This is a genomic window from Polyangium sorediatum (assembly GCF_029946465.1).
Taxonomy (GTDB): Bacteria; Myxococcota_A; Polyangia; order Polyangiales; family Polyangiaceae; genus Polyangium; species Polyangium fumosum.
The window spans coordinates 117,696-134,973 of the sequence record NZ_JARZHI010000028.1 but is presented as its reverse complement, the minus strand read 5'-3'; the positions used below and the strand labels follow the sequence as shown (position 1 = coordinate 134,973).

The following is a 17,278-nucleotide window of genomic DNA, read 5'->3' as shown; positions in this document are numbered from 1 at the left end:
GCCGGCCCCGCCCATGCCGCCGGCCCCGCCCATGCCGCCGTCGCCGCCGGTGCCGCCGGTGCCGCCGGCCCCGCCCATTCCGCCGGTGCCCCCGGTGCCGCCCGCGGCGCCGCTGCCGCCGGCGCCGGAGCCCGTCGTGTTCGAGCCTCCGTCGCTGCAAGCGGCGAGGAGGAGGGTGGTGGTGATCAAACCCAAAGAAAGCGCGCGTTTCAGCATGGACAGGATTCTAGCGGCGACGACGCGCGGCGAGAAGGGTGAATCCTTTTGCTACCGGAGCACACGACGAAAACACACCCGGATCGGGAGCAGATGGGATGGCGACGAGACGTGATGAGTGAAGGACACGGTTGCCCGCCGCGCGAAGCATGCCGCGCGCCGCGCCCAAGCGTCGAAATATCGATGTCGCCAGCTCGATTTTGATGTAGGCTGACATTCCTTCATGAAGGGAGGCTCTCGTGTTCATGCTCGCTCGCAAAGAACAAACTCCCGAAACGCTTCCGCTGATCCCGAAGCCCATACGGCATCGATCCTCGCTTTTGGAGCCCAACGAGCCTCTTGCTCCGCTGCCGGTCGCTGCGTGGCGACGCTCTCTCCTCGAAATACCCCTGTCCCCATCAAGCGCTCCGAGCCGCGCGGAGGGCGCGGAATCGTCGACAGGCGCGCGCATCCCCATCACGGCGCCGCCGATCCAACGCAAGCCTGGCATCAGCACGCCGGGCGACGCGTACGAGCGCGAGGCGGACCATGTGGCCGATGAGGTGATGCGCATGGCTGAACCGGCGGCCATCGGCGCTGCGCCGCAAAGGGTGCAGCGCAAATGTGCGTCGTGCGAAGAGGAGGAGAAGGCGACGATCCAGGCCAAGCATGAGCCTTCGGCGACCACCGAAGGCTCGCTGGACGTCGGAGCTGCTCTGCGGGGCGCGGGACGGGGGGGCGCGCCGCTTCCCCGCGACGTCCGTTCCTTCTTCGAGCCGCGCTTCGGGTACGATTTCGGCCGGGTTCGAATTCATACCGACAGCCAAGCCGCGAGCGCCGCGCGCGCGGTAAAGGCACGGGCATATACCGTCGGGCGCAATATCGTGTTCGGAGAGGGCGAGTATGCACCGGCAACGGCCGATGGGAAGCGGCTCATGGCCCACGAGCTCACGCACGTGGTGCAGCAGCGCGGCCTCGGCGAACACCAGATTCAGCGACAGACGACACCCGCACCGAACAACAATGATCTTTGCAAGGACTTGCTCAGGAAGATCTGGGAGGTGATCACGGCGCTGAAGGCGCTGTGGCAGGGGATCGTCGATGACGAGTACAACCTCCAGTTCAACAACTGGTCCAAGAGCAACCCGTTGATCATCGATGGACACAACATCGGATCGGTCGAGGGGCATCAGGAGAAATTCAGGAACCTCCAGCGCCGGCTCAAGAACCTGCTCGACGCATGGAAAGACGATGATTGCAACGACACGCCTTTCCGCGTGCCGAAGGAGGCCTGGGAATGGGTGAAAGAGCCGATCCCCGATCCGGCGCCGAAGCCGGCGCCGAAGCCGAAGCCGTGGACGGCGCCGGGAAGCGCGAAGCTCGGCGCAGCAGCGGCGGGCGGGCTGATCGGTGCAGGAGTCGGGGCGGTCCTCGGCGCTGGTGCGGGTGCCATTTTGGGAGGTAGCGGCGGCACGCTGGTAGCCCCAGGGTTCGGTACAGTCGGCGGAGGCGCGGCGGGCGGAGTCGCCGGGGCGAAGGCGGGCGCCTGGGCAGGCGCAGCGGTGGGGACGACCCTGGGAGCCGTGATTGGCTGGTTGATCAGCGAATAGGAGCGTTCACATGTCGGACGAGTGGGAGCAACGGGAGACGACACTCCCGGTCACGGCGCGAAACCTCATCGATTGGGAGCAAGCGCTGTCGGTGCTCGGCATGGAGCGCTGGTGGCCTTTTTTCGAGGCCATGGGTCTGCCGCCGGCGTTGACCCTCGCGCCGGAGCCGACGGCGCGCCTTTCGCGGCGTTACGTCGAGGAGCGGGCCGCGGCCGAGAAAGGCTCCGGGGCGCCGCCCAGCGAGCGCCGGCTCTTCGAAGAGCGGGAACGATTGGAGCGGTATTTCCAGGACGTCGGGGCAGAGCTCGACACGGCGAGCGCGGCGGCGCTGCGCGTCTGGTGTGTCCTCCACGTCGTGGACGAGCATGCCTCGAATGCGCTCACCACCTGGGATCACCTGTTCGGTCGGCTTTGCGGGACCACCACCAACGAGGGCCTCACCGTGCCGCCGGACCTTCCCGCCGCGCTGCTCGAACGAATCTGCGCCCTCGTGCAGGCAGGCGTCGATCCCAAAGCGGGCCGGGAGCTACGCCGGCGCGTGCAGGCCGCAGCCGAGCCGAGCGCGACGGCGTGGGAGGCTTGGCTCGAAGCAAGAGCGGCGTACGGCGCCGGAGACGGGGAGAGGATCGGGGTCGTCGATGCGTCAGCCGACCTCGTGAAGGTCATCCTCTCTCAGGCGGCGACGCGTCGGGTCTTGCAGGGATGGGAGCGCAACCTCGCTCCGGCCGAGCAGGAAGCACTGATGAGCTGGGCGCGGCGCCAAGCCGAGCGTATCGGGCTTCCCGATCCCGCGTGGCCCTGAGCGCTGTCTCGCATCCTCACGGAAGCACGCACCGAAAACACGCCCGGATCGGCAGCAGATCGGACGGCGACGAGGCGCGGTGGGTGACGCGGAAAAACCCTTCGAGCAAGCGGCCGAATTCGCCGGGGGTCCACGTATGCAGGTGGTACCGGTCGCCGCCCCATTCGATGCGATCGCGTAGCGCCCAGCCGACGGGCGTGCGCCGGACGAAGCCCTTCAAGCCGAGGATGAGCGGGTCGTTCGGGATCGTGATCACCGCCGCGCCCTCGGGCCGCAAGAGGCGCGCGATCGCCCCGAGGATCGCCCGCGGGTCGACACAATGCTCGAGGACCTCGGTGCAGATGATGCGGTCGAAAGAGCGCGGCGGCAGGTCCATCTTGTCGACCTCGCCCTTCAAGAATCGCGCGTCGTAGCCGGCGAGGTTTTTCCGGGCCGTGTCGAGGAAGACGTCGGAGACGTCGATCGCCGTGATACGAGCGCGCGGGAACATGCGCAGGACGTGGCCGCCGCCGGAGCCGATCTCGGCGAGGTCGAGGCCGTCCGCGGGGCCCACGAAGCGGCGGATGATGGAGAGGCGGCCCTTTTCGATCAGGCGGATCGGCAGGATCGAGCGCTCGTAATAGGCGTCGATCGGGTGCTCGCGGGCGAGTTTGTCGTTCAGCGCCTCGACGTCGAGGCCCTCGGGCGTGTGCTCGTGCGGACGCGCCATCCCTAGATGTCTCCCAGCATGACCTGCGTGAGAATATAATTGGCCACGAGGATCGCCACGCAGCTCTCCACGACGGCGCGCGTGGTCGCCATGCCCACGCCGCGCGCGCCGCCCGAGGCGAAAAAGCCGTGTCGGCAGGCGATCGAGGCGATCAAAAAGCCGAAAATCGCGCCCTTCACGAGGCCCATGAAGAGGTCACGCGGGCGGGCGAAGTCGTGGACGCTGCGCAGGAAAAAACCCCAATCGCCGCCGAGCCACGCGACGGCCACGATGTAGCAGCCGATCATGCCGATGGTCGAATAGAGCATGCACATGAGCGGGCCCATCGTGACGCCCGCGAGCAGGCGCGGCGAAAGGAGATACTGGACCGGGCTCACGCCCATCGTGGTAATCGCGTCGATCTGCTCGGTGACGCGCATGTTCCCGAGTTCGGCCGCCATGGCGCTGCCCGCCCGCGCGGTGATCATGAGCGCCGAGAAGACGGGCGAGACCTCCCGCATGAGCGAGACGGCCACGATCCCGCCCACGTTCGCCTCGGCGCTGAACTGCTTGAGCGCGGCGACCGACTGGAGCGCGACGACCATGCCGCTGAAGAGGCCCGTCAGGCCGACGAGGAAGATCGACTGGACGCCGATGTAATCCATCGCGGCGAGCATCTGGCTCGCCCGAAACGGTGGGCGGAAGAGCCAGGCGACGGTCTGGAGCGTGAGGCTCACCGTGGTCCCGATGTTCTCGAAGAAGCCGAGCACGGGATCGAGGATCCGCTGCAAGAGCTTCGGTTCGGAGTCGTCCACGCGAGGACCTCTTTATCACGGCCGTCCGGCGCCCGTCAGGCCGACGTGCCGAGCCCCCCGAGAGCCGCCGCGAGGAGCGCCGCCGACCGACCCCCCTCCGCCTCGATCCGCGCCCGCCGCGCTCCGTCCGCCGCGACCTCGAACGTGATCAAAAGCGCATCCCCGCCAAGCGCCGCAGCATACGGCGCGCCCCACTCGACGACGAGGACCGCGCCCTCGCCGCGCCGATCCCGGAGGCCAAGCTGCACGAGCTCCTCCTCGTCGCCGATGCGGTAGAGGTCCGCGTGCGCGATCGGGAGGCTGCCCGCGTGCTCGTGGACGAGGGTGAAGGTGGGGCTCGTGATGGGCTCGGCCGAGGGGACGCCGAGGGCGCGGCAGAGGGCGCGGGTGAAGAAGGTTTTGCCCGCGCCGAGGTCCCCCGAGAGGATCAGGAGGTCGCCCGGGCGAAGCGCGGCGGCGACGGCCCGCGCGAGGCGAATCGTGGCGCGTCGCGTGGGGAGCGGGACGATCGTGGCCAAGGCGCCTCGCTTCAGAACCGGTACGTCATGCCGAGGGTGGCGCCCATGAGGACGAGGGTGCCGTCCTCGGTGGGGACGAAGCGAAGGTTGCCGAGCTGGGCGTCGATGCGGAGCGCGGGCGAGAGGCCGACGACGAGGTCGAGGGCGCCGCCGATGGAAAAATGCCCGGTGCTGCGGCCCTCGTAAATGACGCCGTTCGGCGCGGTGAGGGTGCTGCCAAGGCGGACGAAGGGGCCGAGGAAGAGCTCCGGGCCGACGTGGAAGGAAAAACCTTCCTTGCGGCCGTCGGGCGCGGTGTTGACGGTGGGCGAGAAGAGCCATCGGCCGCCGAGGTCGATCCACAAGGCGGGGGGTCCGGCGAGGTTGCCCGCGAGGCCGGCGAAGAGCTCGAGCCCGGATTCGCCGATCGCGTAGCCGCCGCGCAGCGCTCCGACGAACGCCCCGGCGCCACCCGTGGCGCGGCTCCCGGAGGAGGCGGCCGCAGAGAAGCCGATGAGCGCGCTCAGAAAGACGGGTTTGCCCGCGGCGTAGGGAGGCCAAACGGTTTGTCGGGAGCCGCCGAGGTACTTCATCGAGACCTCGTTCTTGGACGCCGGCTGCGGGGGCGGCGGAGGCGGCGGCGGCATGAATTGCCCCATGTTCCAGGGGGTTTGCGGCGTCCCGAACGGCGGAAGCTGCGGCTGCTGCGGCGGCGGGGGCGGCGGCGGCGGGATGGGCGGCGGAGGCGGCGGCGGCGGAAGGGGTTGCTCCCAGGGGAGGGCAGAGGCGCCGACGCCTTCGGGGCGCATCAGGACGGCGAGCATCTCCTGGATCTGGACGGCTTGTTTCTGCGGGTCGACGTCGCGCGCGACGGATTCGACGCGGCCGAGGGTGGCGAGGTAGGCCGCGATCTCGACGCGGGTCGTGGTGGCTGCGGGTTCGACGCGGGCCGAGAGGATCCAGTTCGCCCGGAGGCTATTGGCGACGGTGGCGTACTCCTCGGGTGTATCGGCGGTGCCGTCGGCGATGCGAACGAGCGCGGCCTGGGTCTCGACCTCGGATGCGATGGAATGGCTCAGCGATGCCGCCCCCCGCATGATGTCCTGATCGAACCCGAGGCGCGCCGCCGGAGCCGCGCTGCCCTGCGAGGGCAGGACGACGACACGATCGGCGAGCGCAGGCGCCGCCGAAAGGAGGAGCAAGGGGACAAGGAAAAAGGCGGGGGCGCGGAGACGCATGCCAGGGATGGATGTACCGCGATTGGGGCGGGGGGGCGAGGACGAAGGTGCGGGGGGCGGAAGGCGACGACGCGGAACGCGCGAATGCGATTGACGAGGAAGGAGAAGCCTCGTGATTGCGGCGCGGCAAGAATCCCGCTCACCGCACCTCGCGCACCCCAATCGTCCGCGCGAGCTTGCGCGCCCCGCCAAACCCTTTTGCCTCGGTCGTCCACAAATCCCGCTCCGCCGCCGCGAGCGCGGCCGCCGCCTGCTCCCGCCGGCGCTTCACTTCCTTCGGGTCCCGTGTCCCCTGCGTGGGCAACCCCTCCACGCCGACCCACGCGAGCACCGCCGCGTCGCGCCCGAGCCCCGCCCACAGGCTCGGCGGATCCGGATGCGCACCCATCCAGGCCGCGAGCGACTCCCGCCCCGGCGCCCGCGGATCGATCGGGTACGCCCCCGCCGTCGCCGCGAACGTGCCCTTCGGCAAGCTCACCCCGCCGAGGTCGAGGCCCACCGCGGCCTTCACGCTCGACCCGGAGACCGAAAGCAGCACGTCGGACACGCAGCTCCCGTAGACCACGACGCCGCCGATGCCGCGCCATGAGGGCGGCAGGCGCGTGCACTCGAACGCCTCCTCCCGCGCCATGTCCACGCTGCCCTTGTCGCCGATCCACACGACCTGCCCCTTCGACGGCAGCGCTCCCACGAGCGCCTTGCGCACGCGCTCCGGCTCCTCGCCGACCACGAACACGAACGCCGAGTCGGCCACGTCCGGCGCAGGCGGATGCAAGAGCACCACCGGGATCGACTCGCGCTCGGCGAACTTCGCCGCGATCGTGGCCTCCTCCCGATCGACGCCCGCGATCACGATCGCCGCGCCGTCGGCGCCGAGCCCTTCGAGCGCGTCCTCGATGCCCGTGTCGCGCCCGAGGTCGTCACGCGTCACGAGCCGCGCCGCAGAACCCGGCAGCCCGAGGCCGAACATCACGCCGCTGACGACCTGCGTGCCGCGCCGCCGCGCTTCGAGGCTGCGCGTGGGCAACACCAGGCCGAGCGTCGGCGCCTCGACCCGCGCGCCGCCCGCACCCGCCGCGAGCTCGGCGATCTCGTCGGCGCTCGTCCCGAGCAGAGGCATCGCCGCGACGAGCAGCCGCCGCGCGAGTTGTTGATCCCGCGCCGAGATCGCCGCATCCGAGAGCCGCTCGATGAGCGTCTTCTGCACCTCGAGCTCCTCGTGCAGCGGCTCCGGGTGCTGCTTGCGCCGCGCTTCGAGGATCGGCGCGAGCGACGCCGGCGGGATGCTCGCGAGCAGCTCCGCGAGCTTCGAGCGCACCTCGGCGCGCTCTTCGATCGACGCCTCGTGCAGCCACACGAGCATCAGCTCGATCGCCTGACCGTGGTGCTTGGCGCCGATCGCGCTCGCGGTCGCTTCTTCGTTCAGGAACGTCCGGGCGTGCGGGTCGATGAGCTTGCCGAGCAGCGGCAAGAGCTTGCCCAGCGCCGCCTCGGCCTTGCCGGAGCGGCGGAGCGCGGCGCCCTGGATCATGCGGGCGAGCTCCGCGGTCGTGCCGACGGATTTCGTCTGCGTCTCGGCGCGGGACGAGAGCTCGGTGGCGCGGCTGAGATCGCCGCGTTCGAGCGCGATCCAGGCGAGCATGACGTCGGCCACGGGGCCGAGCGCGTCCTTGGGGAAGCGCTGCTGGAAGGCGAGCAGCCGGTCTTCCAGGGCCTGGCGTTCGGCGCGGCTCGACTGCGCGAACGAGGCCTCGATGCCCCGCAGCTCCGTCTGCGCCTCGATCGACGACGAGAGCGGGACCGTCGGCGCGATGGCGTCGTTCCGCGATCCACCACACGCCCCCGCGCACGCGACGGCCAGGCCGAACCCTGCGAGCGCCCAGGGCCAGCGGCCGAGCGAGTTACCTAAAGATCGCGGCACCTTGACGTCCTGGCTAGAGTCCCATACATCGCCGGTCGCCCGCAAGACGACGAGGAGCATTCGTGTCCGAAGCAGCGCTCGCCGATCAATCACTCTTCGCGCAGAACCGCCGCGCGTTTCTCCTGCGCAAGCTGCACTCGCTGACGGGCGTCGCGCCCGTCGGCGCGTTCATGGTGTTTCACCTGTGGACGAACGCCAAGGCGCTCCAGGGACAGGAGCCCTTCGACAAGGCGGTCGCAGAGATCACGCACACGCCGTACCTCGCGGTGCTGGAGTGGGGGCTGATCCTCTTGCCCCTGCTTTTCCACGCGGGGTACGGGGTCAAGCTCGCGCTCGACGCGAAGTACAACGTCTCGAAGTACAAGACCACGCGCAACTGGGCCTTCACGCTCCAGCGCGTCACGGGCCTCTTGGCCTTCGCGTTCATCGCGTTCCACCTCTACGAGTACTGGGGCAAGAAGCTCGCGGGCAAACTCGCGCCCGAGCAGTTCTATCCCGCGCTCTGCCAGAACATGTCGGCGACGGTGAAGGGCATCCCGGTCGTGGGTCTGCTCTACGTGCTCGGCATCGCGGCGAGCGTCTTCCACTTCGCGAACGGCCTCTGGGGCTTCTGCTTCTCGTGGGGCGTGACGGTGTCGCGCCGCTCGCAGCAGATGGCCGCGGCCGTCTTCGGGGTGCTCGGCGTCGCGATCTTCCTGCTCGGCGCGAACACGGCGATCTACTTCGCCACCGGGTCGAGCGTGCAGGACATGATCTTCGGCAAGAAGGGGGGCTCGGACGCGCGCACGTGCGTCGACATCCTCCAGCAAACGCAGAAGCCCGCCTCCGTCGGGCCGGTCATCGAGTGAGGTTCTGAGGCATGGCTGCGAAAAGCACGATCCGGAGCGAGGGGGGCAAGGTCCGAAGGGTGATCGTCGTCGGCGGAGGCCTCGCGGGCCTCATGACGGTGATCAAGCTCTGCGAGGCGAAGGTCCCGGTGGACCTGATCTCGCTCGTCCCGGTGAAACGCTCGCACTCGGTGTGCGCGCAAGGCGGGATCAACGCCTCCGTCAACACGAAGGGCGAGGGCGACAGCCCGCAGATCCACCTCGAAGAGACGGCCTACGGCGGCGACTTCCTGGCGAACCAGCCGCCCGTCAAGGGCATGGCCGAGGCAGCGCCGGGCATCGTGTTCATGCTCGACCGCATGGGCGTGCCCTTCAACCGCACGCCCGAGGGCCTGCTCGACTTCCGTCGCTTCGGCGGCACGCTCTTCCACCGCACGGCGTTCGCGGGCGCGACGACGGGGCAGCAGCTCCTCTACGCCCTCGACGAGCAGGTGCGCCGCTACGAGATCGCCGACGTCGTCGACGAGCACGGCGTGTCGATCCCGGGCGAGAAGATGGTCCGCAAGTTCGAGTTCTGGGACTTCCTGCAAGCGGTGCTCGACGACAACGGCACGTGCGTCGGCTGCATCGCGCAGGACCTCAAGACGATGCAGATCAAGTACTTCCAGGGCGACGCCGTCGTGCTCGCCACGGGGGGCAACGGCATCGTCTTCGGCCGCTCGACGATGAGCGTGATCTGCACGGGGACGGCCGCCTCGACGGTCTACCAGCAGGGCGCAGTCTACGCGAACGGCGAGTTCATCCAGGTGCACCCGACGGCGATCCCGGGCGCGGACAAACTCCGCCTCATCTCGGAGAGCGCGCGCGGCGAAGGCGGCCGCGTGTGGGTGCCGAAGGACGCGAAGGATCAGCGCAATCCCAAGGAGATCCCCGAGAAGGAGCGCGACTACGTCCTGGAGCGCATGTACCCGGGCTACGGCAACCTCGTGCCCCGCGACATCGCGTCCCGCGCGATCTTCAAGACGTGCTTCCACGAGAAGCGCGGCGTCTTCAACCCGAAGACCGGGCGCAACGAGAACGAGGTCTACCTCGACCTCACGCACAAGGACGAGAAGTTCCTCCGCTCGAAGCTCGCCGGCATCCTCGAGATCTACGAGAAGTTCGCGGGGACCGACCCGTACCACAACCCGATGAAGGTCTTCCCCGCCGTGCACTACTCGATGGGCGGCCTCTGGGTCGACTTCGAGAAGGACGCGCGTGGATCGCTGAAGGCGGGCTCGCCGCGCAACCACGCGACGAGCATCCCCGGGCTCTACGCGGTGGGCGAGGTCGAGTACCAGTACCACGGCGCGAACCGGCTCGGCGCGAACTCGCTGCTCTCGTGCATCTACGGCGGCATGGTCACGGGCCCCTCGGTCGCGAGCTACCAGAAGAGCCTCGCGAAGAGCGCGTTCGACCTGCCGAAGTCGACCTTCGAGAAGGCCGAGAAGCGCTGCCAGGACGACTACGAGCGCATCCTCAAGCAGAACCAGGACGCGAAGGACGCCGAGAACCCCTACAAGCTGCACCAGGAGCTCGGCGACATGATGCTGCGCGACGTGACGATCGAGCGCGACAACGCGACGCTGGAGCAGGTGCTCGGGAAGATCTCGGAGTTCGACGAGCGGGTGAAGAAGGTCGCCAGCCCCGACGGCTCGCAGCGCGCGAACCAGGGCGCGCAGTTCGTGCGGCACCTCGAGAACATGCTGGTGCTCGCCCGCGTCATCGCGCAGGGCGCGAAGAACCGCGACGAGTCGCGCGGCGCGCACTACAAGCCCGCGTTCCCGAAGCGGAACGACCCGGACTGGATGCGCACGACGCTCGCGAAGCACGAGCAGAAGGGCGCCGTGAAGTACCTGCGGGAGTTCGACTACACGTGCGCCGGGCAGTCGGTCCACGTGACGGACGCCGTCGACGCGAGCCTCGTCGCCCCGCGCGAGCGCAAGTACGAGCAGGCGGGCGCCGCGAGCGCCGCTGCGACCGGGAAGATCCAGCAACCCGCTGCCTCGGAGCAGCAGAAGAGCGTTTGACCATGGCGAACGACACGACGAAGGGCACCGGGCGTCTCGTGCATCTGCGCGTCAAGCGCCAGGACAGCCCCGATCTTCCGGAGACGCGGCGGTGGGAGGAGTTCAAGGTCCCCTACCTGCCGCAGATGAACATCATCAGCGCGCTGCAGCAGGTGCAGAAGGAGCCGCGCACGGTCGACGGGAAAGACGTCGCGCCGGTCGTGTGGGAGTCGTCGTGCCTCGAAGAGGTCTGCGGCGCCTGCACGATGGTGATCAACGGGCGCGTGCGTCAGGCCTGCTCGGCGCTCGTGGACCAGATCGCGCCGAACGGCGAGGTGATCCAGGTCGAGCCGATGACGAAGTTCCCGCTCGTGCGGGACCTCATCGTCGACCGCGAGCGCATGTTCCAGGACATGAAGAAGGTCAAGGCGTGGATCGACATCGACGGGACGCACGAGCTCGGCCCGGGTCCACGCGAAAGCCCCGAGGCGCAGCAGGAGCGCTATCCGCTGTCGCGCTGCATGACGTGCGGGTGCTGCGTCGAGGCGTGCCCGCAGTACAACGATTCGACGCAGTTCGTCGGGCCGTTCGCGCTGAACCTCGTGCGGCTCTTCAACATGCACCCGTCGGGCGCGCTGCATAAGAACGCGCGGCTGGAGACGGTCATGGGCGAGGGCGGCGTGCAGGACTGCGGGAAGTCGCAGAACTGCGTGGAAGTTTGTCCGAAGGAGATCCCGCTCGTCGATTCGATCGCGCAGGTGTCGCGGGATGCGACGAAGCGGCTGCTGTTCGGCTGGTTGCTCAAGTAGCTGAGCGACGCCCTCCCCCCACCCCCTCTCCTTCGCGGGAGAGGGGGCTCAGAGGGTCAGCGGTAGGGCAAACCGAAGCCCATGCCGGGCATGTAGCCGCCGGGGCCATATCCCAGGCCGTTCGGCATGAGCGTGTTCGTGTTGCGCGTCTGGGCGACGATGCGCGGCGTGAGCAGATGGCTGACGAGCGTGCACGTCTGGTGCTGCAGGTAGGTCTGGTTGCAGCCGATCCAGACGCCGAGCGAGCTGCGTCCGCCGTCGTCCTCGTAGCGGACGACCTCCCCCGTGGGCATGACGCTGAGCCAGGCGTTCGTGTCGTCGCCCTGCGAGGCGTGGAGGATGCCGACGTTGCCGAGGAGCTTGTCGCCGGGGCCGACGAGCTTGCCGCCGGGCTCCAGCAGCGCGACGGGGTCGTTGTTCGGGTCGTAGACGCGCCCGCCGCGGTCGACGGTCATCTCCTGGCTGTCGTTCAGCATCACGCGGCCGTCGGGGAAGACATCCACGACGGCGACGCCGACGACCCAGCGAGCGCGGGGCACGTCGAGCATCGCGCCGCCGCGGGCCCAGTTGGCCGGAGCGCCCGGCGCGCATGCGCCGAGGAAGAGGGCGGAGGCGAGGATCAAGCGCCGCATCATCGGTCCAAGGATAGTACGCAAGCAGGCCGTCGGTCAGGGCCCGGCACGATCAAACCTTCTCGATCGAGGCCTTTCCGAGCAGGCCCGTGGGCTTGACGAGCAGAACGGCGATCAGCGCGGTGAAGACCAGGACATCCTGCAGGCCAGAGTACGCCGTGAGCTTGGTCATCTCGCCGATGATGCCGATGAGCAGGCCGCCGAGCATCGCGCCCGGGATGCTGCCGATGCCGCCGATGACGGCCGCGACGAACGCGCGGTTGCCGATGACGACGCCCATCGTCGGGTAGACCTGCGACTGATCGAGGCAGTAGAGGACGGCGCCGAGCGCGGCGAGGACCGAGCCCGTGATGAACGTGATCGAAATGACGCGGCTCGTGCGGATGCCCATGAGGCGCGCGGCCTCGATGTTCACGCTGAGCGCGCGCATCGCCTTGCCCATCCAGGTCTTGTGCACGACGAACCAGAGCGCGCTCATCACGGAGAAGGCCGCGATGAAGATGACCTTGCGCGTGTCCTCGATCGGCAAGAGCTGCGGATAGCCGCGGTACTGCGCGGTGAAGAGGAGCTGGGCGAGGTTCTGGAGCAGCACGCTCATGCCGAGCGCCGTGACGAGCGGGGTGACGCGGGTGTTCGCCTTGCCCTTGCCGCGCGTGCGCAGCGGGGCGTAGGCGATGCGCTCGACGATCATGCCGAGCAGGCCCGCGAAGGCCATGGCGGCGAGCGTCCCGCCGACGCCGGCGAGGACCGGCGCGTCCTTGCCGCCGAGCGCCGTGATGGCGAAGAAGCCGATGAAGGCGCCCATCATGAACACCTCGCTGTGGGCGAAGTTGATGAGCTTCAGGATGCCGTAGACCATCGTGTAGCCGAGGGCGACGAGCGCGATCATCGACCCCTGGGCGAGCCCCGTGATCAGGGCGTTGAGGATCTTCATGGCCATGGAATCACTCGACCTCGCGCCTCAGGGCTTTTGAGCCTTGTCGTTCACCGCCGCAAAGTAGGTGAACTTCTTGTTCTTGATCTGGACGATCACGATGGATTTGTCCGCGTTGCGGTTCGGGTCGATCGAGATCGTGCCCGTCGCGCCGGCGAAGTTCTTCGTCTCAGCGATCGCGTCGCGGATGGCCTCGGGCGTGTCGCCCTTGGCGCGGCCCATGGCGTCGAAGAGGAGCTGCGCCGAGTCGTAGCCGAGCGACGAGAGGCTCGACGGATCCCGCTTGAAGCGCTCCTTGTAGGCCTTCAAGAAGGCCTGCGCGTTCGGCCAGGGGACGTCGGGCGCGTAGTGGTTCGTGAAGTACGCGCCCTCCATCTCCTCGCCCGCGTCCTGGAGGAGCGTCTCGGCGTCCCAGCCGTCGCCGCCGACGAACATGCTGCCCGGCATACCCGCGGCCTTGGCCTGCCGCGCGATCGGGACCATCGCGTTGTAGTAGATCGGCGCGTAGACGAGCTCGGGCTTCGCGTCGCGGATCTCGTTGATGTACGTCGTGAAGTTCGTCTCGGTCTTGATGAAGCTCTTCTCCACGACGATCTCGCCGCCGAGCTTCTTCGCCGCGTCGCGGAACTGTGTGGCGAGGCCCGACGAGTAGACGTCGTCGGAGGCGTAGAGGATCCCGATGCGCTTCTTGCCCATCGTCTTCACCACGAACTCGGCGCCCATCTGGCCCTGCGTGTCGTCCGTGAAGCAGACGCGGAAGACGAAGGGCCCGATCTGCGTGACCTCCGGCGCCGTCGCCGAGGACGTGATCATCGGGATCTTGTGCTTGTTCGCGACGATGCCCCCGATCGTGGAGCGCGAGGAGGCGACCTCGCCGAGCAACGCCACGACCTTGTCCCGCGTGACGAGCTGCAGGACCTTGTTGTTCGTCTCCTGCGGGTTCGACTTGTTGTCCTCGTAGAAGACCTTCACGGGCCGGCCCTTCACGCCGCCCTTCTTGTTGACCTCGTCGACCGCGAGCTCGATGCCTTCCTTGGTCTCGATGCCGAACTGCGTCTCAGCGCCCGACAGGCTCAGGTACGCGCCGACCTTCCAGGGCTCGGCCGCCGCGGGGGCGCTCGGATCCTTGCCCGCGGCCTCCTTCTGAGGCGCGTCCTTCGGGGTGCACGCGAAAAGCCCCAGCGCGCTCACGCCGAGGGCCACGATCGCCTTCACCCAACGCCGTCGTCCGAGCATCGACCTCTCCTCGCCGGTCAGGGCCGCGAAATCGCGCGATGCCCCATGCCGGGCCGATGAGTACCATCATCGCCGCATGTCGTCAGCCCCGAGCGCGCGCGGCCTCGGGATCAGCCGGCGCGGCGGCGCGCCCAGACGAACCGCTCCACGTTGCCTTTTGGGCCGTGAACCGCGCTGTCGACCTCGGCCACGACCTCGAACCCGCCTTCCTCGACGGCCCGACGCGCCGCGGCGATCGCGGCCTGCCGCGTCTCCTCATCCCGGATGACGCCCCGTCCCCGCGAGGCAGCCTCCTTTCCCGCCTCGAACTGCGGCTTGACGAGCGCGACGAGGTCCGCGCCCGGATCGAGCAAGGCCGCGATCGCACCGATGAGCTTGCCGATGCCGATGAACGAGGCGTCGACGACGACGAGGTCGACGCCCGCGGGGAGATCGCTGCGCCCAAGGTCGCGCGCGTTCACCCGCTCGCGGACGTCGACGCGCGGGTCTGCGCGGAGCTTCTCGGCGAGCTGGCCGTAGCCGACGTCGACGGCCACGACGAGCGCGGCGCCGCGCTGGAGCAGGCAATCCGTGAAGCCGCCCGTGGAGGCGCCGACGTCGAGGCAACGACGGCCGGCGACGTCGAGGCCCTTCTCGGCGAAGGCCGTGAGCGCGTGGTCGAGCTTGTCGCCGCCGCGGGAGACGAAGCGCGGCGGCGCGGCGACGCGGAGAGGCGCGTCGGGCGCGACGAGCGCGCCGGGTTTGTCCACGCGCGCGTCGCTGCACGTGACCTTGCCGGCCATGATGAGGGCCTGCGCTTGGGCGCGGGTCTCGGCGAGGCCGAGGGTGACGAGGAGGGCATCGGCGCGAACGCGGGCGGGCGAGCGGGTCATGGGGCTTTCGCGAGGTCGTCGCCGTGGATGGCGCGGGCGACGGCGAAGAGTCCATCACCGATGCGGGGGCCGGGGCGCAAGACGTCTGAACCGACGACGCGGATCTGGCCTTTCTGGACGGCGCGGAGCTCACGCCAGCCGGGCGTGTTCTCCACGCGCTCGCGCAGCGTCTTCGTGGCGCGCATGTCGGAGGCGCCGTCGAGCAGGACGTCGGGATCGAGCGCGAGCAGGTGCTCGAGGCCGATCGTCGGGTACGCGCCGCCGCGGGTGATGACGTTCTCGCCGCCCGCGAGGCGCACGAGCTCATCGGGAAAACTGCCCGGACCGGCGACGACGATCGGCGAGACGTCGAACACGAAGAGCACGCGCTTTTTGGGTTTGCCCGCGACGAGCGCGGCGAGCGTGTTCCGTTTCTCCTCGATGCCCTGCGCGACCTGTTTCGCCTCGGCCTCGTGGCCCACGCGGCGACCGAGCTCGACGATCATGCTCGTGATGCCGTCGAGGGACTCGGTCTCGGGGAAATACGTGTCGATGCCGTGGGCGCGCAGCCCCTCTTCGAGCACGGGCCCGGCGGGGCCACGCGCGCCGACGACGAGCGTGGGCGCGAGCGCGACGATCGCCTCGACGTTCGGGTCGGCGTAGCCGCCGACGACGGGCAGCGCCTCGGCCTCCTTCGGGTAGTCGCAGTACCGCGAGCGCCCGACGAGCAGGCCTCCGGCGCCGATCGCGAACATCGTCTCCGTCGTGCTCGGCGAGAGCGAGACGACGCGCAGGGGTTTGTTCGGACCGGAGCCCCGCGAGCACGCGGAGGAGGCGAGCGCGACGAGCGCGAGGGTGAACGAGCGGCGCTTCACCGCGTGCGGCGCCGCAGACCAAGCGCGACGAGCGCGAGCGCGAAGACGCCACCGCGCCAGGGCACGGGCTTCGTCGGATCGGCGTTCACGCTGCAGGAGCTGTCGTTCGAGAGGTCGGGGCCGGGCGACTCTTCCTGGCCCCAGCCGGCGCCCGACGACCCTTCGTCCTTGAAGCAGACGCCCTGGCCGTTGCTGTCGGCATCGCAGTACCAGCCTTCGGGGCAGGGCGCCTTCTCGTTGCAGAGGCGCGTGCAGTACTGCTCCTTGCCGTCGTTCACGCAGCGGCCCGAGGCACAGTCCGAGGGCTCATTGCAGGCGTCGCCGGGCGTGTACGTGTAGTCGGGGTTCGTCGGCGCGCCGTTCGCCCACGCGGGCACGGGATAACCGCCCATCTCCGCGGCCTTGATCGCCGTGTCCTTGATCCACTGATCCCAGGCCTTCACGTAGCCGTAGATCGGGGTCGAGCAGTTGAAGCCGCCGCGCGAGGTCACGCCGATGACGCGGTTCTTCAGGTCGATCGCAGGTCCGCCGGAGTCGCCCTGGCAGACGCCGGCGTTGCCCATCCACTCGGTCGTCTTGACCGCACCCTGCGGGCACTCCTCGGTGACGCAGGTGATGGTGAGGTCGTCACGGCGGCGACGCGCGCCCGCACCGTTGCCCGCGCCGTCCGTCGCGCCGAACCCGATCGCGGAGTACTTCTCGCCCGTGACGAGCGGCTCGTCGAGGCGCGGCACGAGGGGCTTCGCTTCTGCCTCGGGGATGTTCTCCGCGAGGATCAGGATCGCCTGATCCTGGCCGCAGAAATCGTCACCGGCGGGCAGGAGCACGACCTCCTTGGTGGCCCGGTACACCGAGGGGTCTTGCGAGAGCTCGGGCCCGGTGGTGACGAGGTAGCTGCTCGGCGCGGCGGGCGGGGAGAACTTGGTCACGCCGCACTCGACGGTGCCCTGGTTGTTGTTGATCTCCGAGACACAGTGGCGCGCCGTGAGCACGAGGTTCGGCGCGAGGAGCGAGCCGGTGCAGATACCGCCGAGGTTCGTCGCGTAAATCCCGACGACCGCGGTGTCTTTGTCGTCCGGATAGCCGCCGCTGATGTCGAGCTCCGCCTCGGCAACGGCGCCCTCAGGCGCCGGCTGCGACACGTCGCCGCAGCCGGCGACGAGCGCGAAAGCGCCAAGGAACAAGGCAAAACGAGCGCGGGGCGGACACGAGACCATCAGCGACCTCCAGGGAGCGGCACGCGCGTGCGCCACGATGCATCGGGAGAGCACGCGCAAGGAGGCGCCATTGTAGAAAGGCG

Annotated in this window: 17 protein-coding genes; 5 read left to right on the top strand and 12 right to left on the bottom strand. The window is 69.1% G+C overall.

All coding sequences use genetic code 11. The annotated features are described in order from the left end of the window. A partial coding sequence (locus QHF89_RS27920) for a hypothetical protein (RefSeq protein ID WP_284721014.1) occupies positions 1 to 216 on the bottom strand: 216 nt, incomplete at its 3' end. Positions 217 to 461: 245 nt separating this feature from the next. Between QHF89_RS27920 and QHF89_RS27915 the strand changes: the two genes are divergently transcribed. Together QHF89_RS27915 and QHF89_RS27910 are read left to right on the top strand one after the other, a co-directional pair. Continuing rightward, positions 462 to 1,805 (top strand): eCIS core domain-containing protein, encoded by a 1,344-nt coding sequence (locus tag QHF89_RS27915; RefSeq protein WP_284721015.1) that lies wholly within the window; start codon positions 462 to 464, stop codon positions 1,803 to 1,805. A 10-nt stretch (positions 1,806 to 1,815) separates the two neighbouring features. After that, positions 1,816 to 2,607, top strand: coding sequence for a hypothetical protein (locus QHF89_RS27910; protein WP_136966572.1), 792 nt, complete (start codon positions 1,816 to 1,818; stop codon positions 2,605 to 2,607). 16 nt (positions 2,608 to 2,623) lie between these two features. On the opposite strand, the gene QHF89_RS27905 is transcribed toward QHF89_RS27910, so the two are convergent. From QHF89_RS27905 to QHF89_RS27885, 5 genes are all read right to left on the bottom strand, one after another. After that, positions 2,624 to 3,316 (bottom strand): class I SAM-dependent methyltransferase, encoded by a 693-nt coding sequence (locus QHF89_RS27905; RefSeq protein ID WP_136966573.1) that lies wholly within the window; start codon positions 3,314 to 3,316, stop codon positions 2,624 to 2,626. A gap of 2 nt (positions 3,317 to 3,318) precedes the next feature. Next, complete coding sequence (locus tag QHF89_RS27900) at positions 3,319 to 4,110, bottom strand: MlaE family ABC transporter permease (RefSeq protein ID WP_136926898.1); 792 nt, start codon at positions 4,108 to 4,110, stop codon at positions 3,319 to 3,321. A 35-nt stretch (positions 4,111 to 4,145) separates the two neighbouring features. Beyond that, positions 4,146 to 4,628 carry a tRNA (adenosine(37)-N6)-threonylcarbamoyltransferase complex ATPase subunit type 1 TsaE gene (gene tsaE, locus QHF89_RS27895; RefSeq protein ID WP_284721013.1) on the bottom strand — a complete coding sequence of 161 codons (483 nt, stop codon included), beginning with the start codon at positions 4,626 to 4,628 and terminating at the stop codon, positions 4,146 to 4,148. Positions 4,629 to 4,639: 11 nt separating this feature from the next. After that, positions 4,640 to 5,845: a hypothetical protein gene (locus QHF89_RS27890; RefSeq protein ID WP_136966574.1), complete on the bottom strand. Its 1,206-nt coding sequence runs from the start codon at positions 5,843 to 5,845 to the stop codon at positions 4,640 to 4,642. Between the two features lie 139 nt (positions 5,846 to 5,984). Further along, entirely contained in the window at positions 5,985 to 7,766 is a 1,782-nt protein-coding gene (locus tag QHF89_RS27885; protein ID WP_136966575.1) for a type 1 periplasmic-binding domain-containing protein, read from the bottom strand. Between the two features lie 62 nt (positions 7,767 to 7,828). Between QHF89_RS27885 and QHF89_RS27880 the strand changes: the two genes are divergently transcribed. From QHF89_RS27880 to sdhB, 3 genes are read left to right on the top strand one after another with little or no spacing between them, the layout of a single operon-like run. Continuing rightward, positions 7,829 to 8,614: a succinate dehydrogenase/fumarate reductase transmembrane subunit gene (locus tag QHF89_RS27880; RefSeq protein ID WP_136926885.1), complete on the top strand. Its 786-nt coding sequence runs from the start codon at positions 7,829 to 7,831 to the stop codon at positions 8,612 to 8,614. A gap of 11 nt (positions 8,615 to 8,625) precedes the next feature. Further along, the gene (gene sdhA / locus QHF89_RS27875; RefSeq protein WP_136966576.1) at positions 8,626 to 10,662 is read left to right on the top strand and encodes a succinate dehydrogenase flavoprotein subunit; all 2,037 of its coding nucleotides are present in this window, start codon (positions 8,626 to 8,628) and stop codon (positions 10,660 to 10,662) included. Between the two features lie 2 nt (positions 10,663 to 10,664). Further along, complete coding sequence (sdhB, locus tag QHF89_RS27870) at positions 10,665 to 11,450, top strand: succinate dehydrogenase iron-sulfur subunit (protein ID WP_136966577.1); 786 nt, start codon at positions 10,665 to 10,667, stop codon at positions 11,448 to 11,450. Positions 11,451 to 11,506: 56 nt separating this feature from the next. Here the strand turns inward: sdhB and QHF89_RS27865 are convergent, their stop codons facing one another. The 6 genes from QHF89_RS27865 to QHF89_RS27840 form a co-directional block, all read right to left on the bottom strand. After that, positions 11,507 to 12,085 (bottom strand): hypothetical protein, encoded by a 579-nt coding sequence (locus QHF89_RS27865; protein ID WP_136926882.1) that lies wholly within the window; start codon positions 12,083 to 12,085, stop codon positions 11,507 to 11,509. Between the two features lie 49 nt (positions 12,086 to 12,134). Next, a complete protein-coding gene (locus tag QHF89_RS27860) occupies positions 12,135 to 13,016 on the bottom strand; it encodes a branched-chain amino acid ABC transporter permease (RefSeq protein WP_136927177.1) in 882 nt (293 codons plus the stop codon). Positions 13,017 to 13,043: 27 nt separating this feature from the next. After that, entirely contained in the window at positions 13,044 to 14,252 is a 1,209-nt protein-coding gene (locus QHF89_RS27855; RefSeq protein ID WP_136966578.1) for an ABC transporter substrate-binding protein, read from the bottom strand. A gap of 110 nt (positions 14,253 to 14,362) precedes the next feature. Beyond that, a complete protein-coding gene (locus QHF89_RS27850; RefSeq protein ID WP_136926880.1) occupies positions 14,363 to 15,124 on the bottom strand; it encodes a TlyA family RNA methyltransferase in 762 nt (253 codons plus the stop codon). After that, the gene (locus QHF89_RS27845) at positions 15,121 to 15,978 is read right to left on the bottom strand and encodes an ABC transporter substrate-binding protein (RefSeq protein WP_284721012.1); all 858 of its coding nucleotides are present in this window, start codon (positions 15,976 to 15,978) and stop codon (positions 15,121 to 15,123) included. The genes QHF89_RS27850 and QHF89_RS27845 overlap by 4 nt, the downstream gene beginning before the upstream one ends. Continuing rightward, positions 15,975 to 17,162 carry a S1 family peptidase gene (locus QHF89_RS27840; protein WP_284721011.1) on the bottom strand — a complete coding sequence of 396 codons (1,188 nt, stop codon included), beginning with the start codon at positions 17,160 to 17,162 and terminating at the stop codon, positions 15,975 to 15,977. The genes QHF89_RS27845 and QHF89_RS27840 overlap by 4 nt, the downstream gene beginning before the upstream one ends. Positions 17,163 to 17,278: the final 116 nt, after the last annotated feature.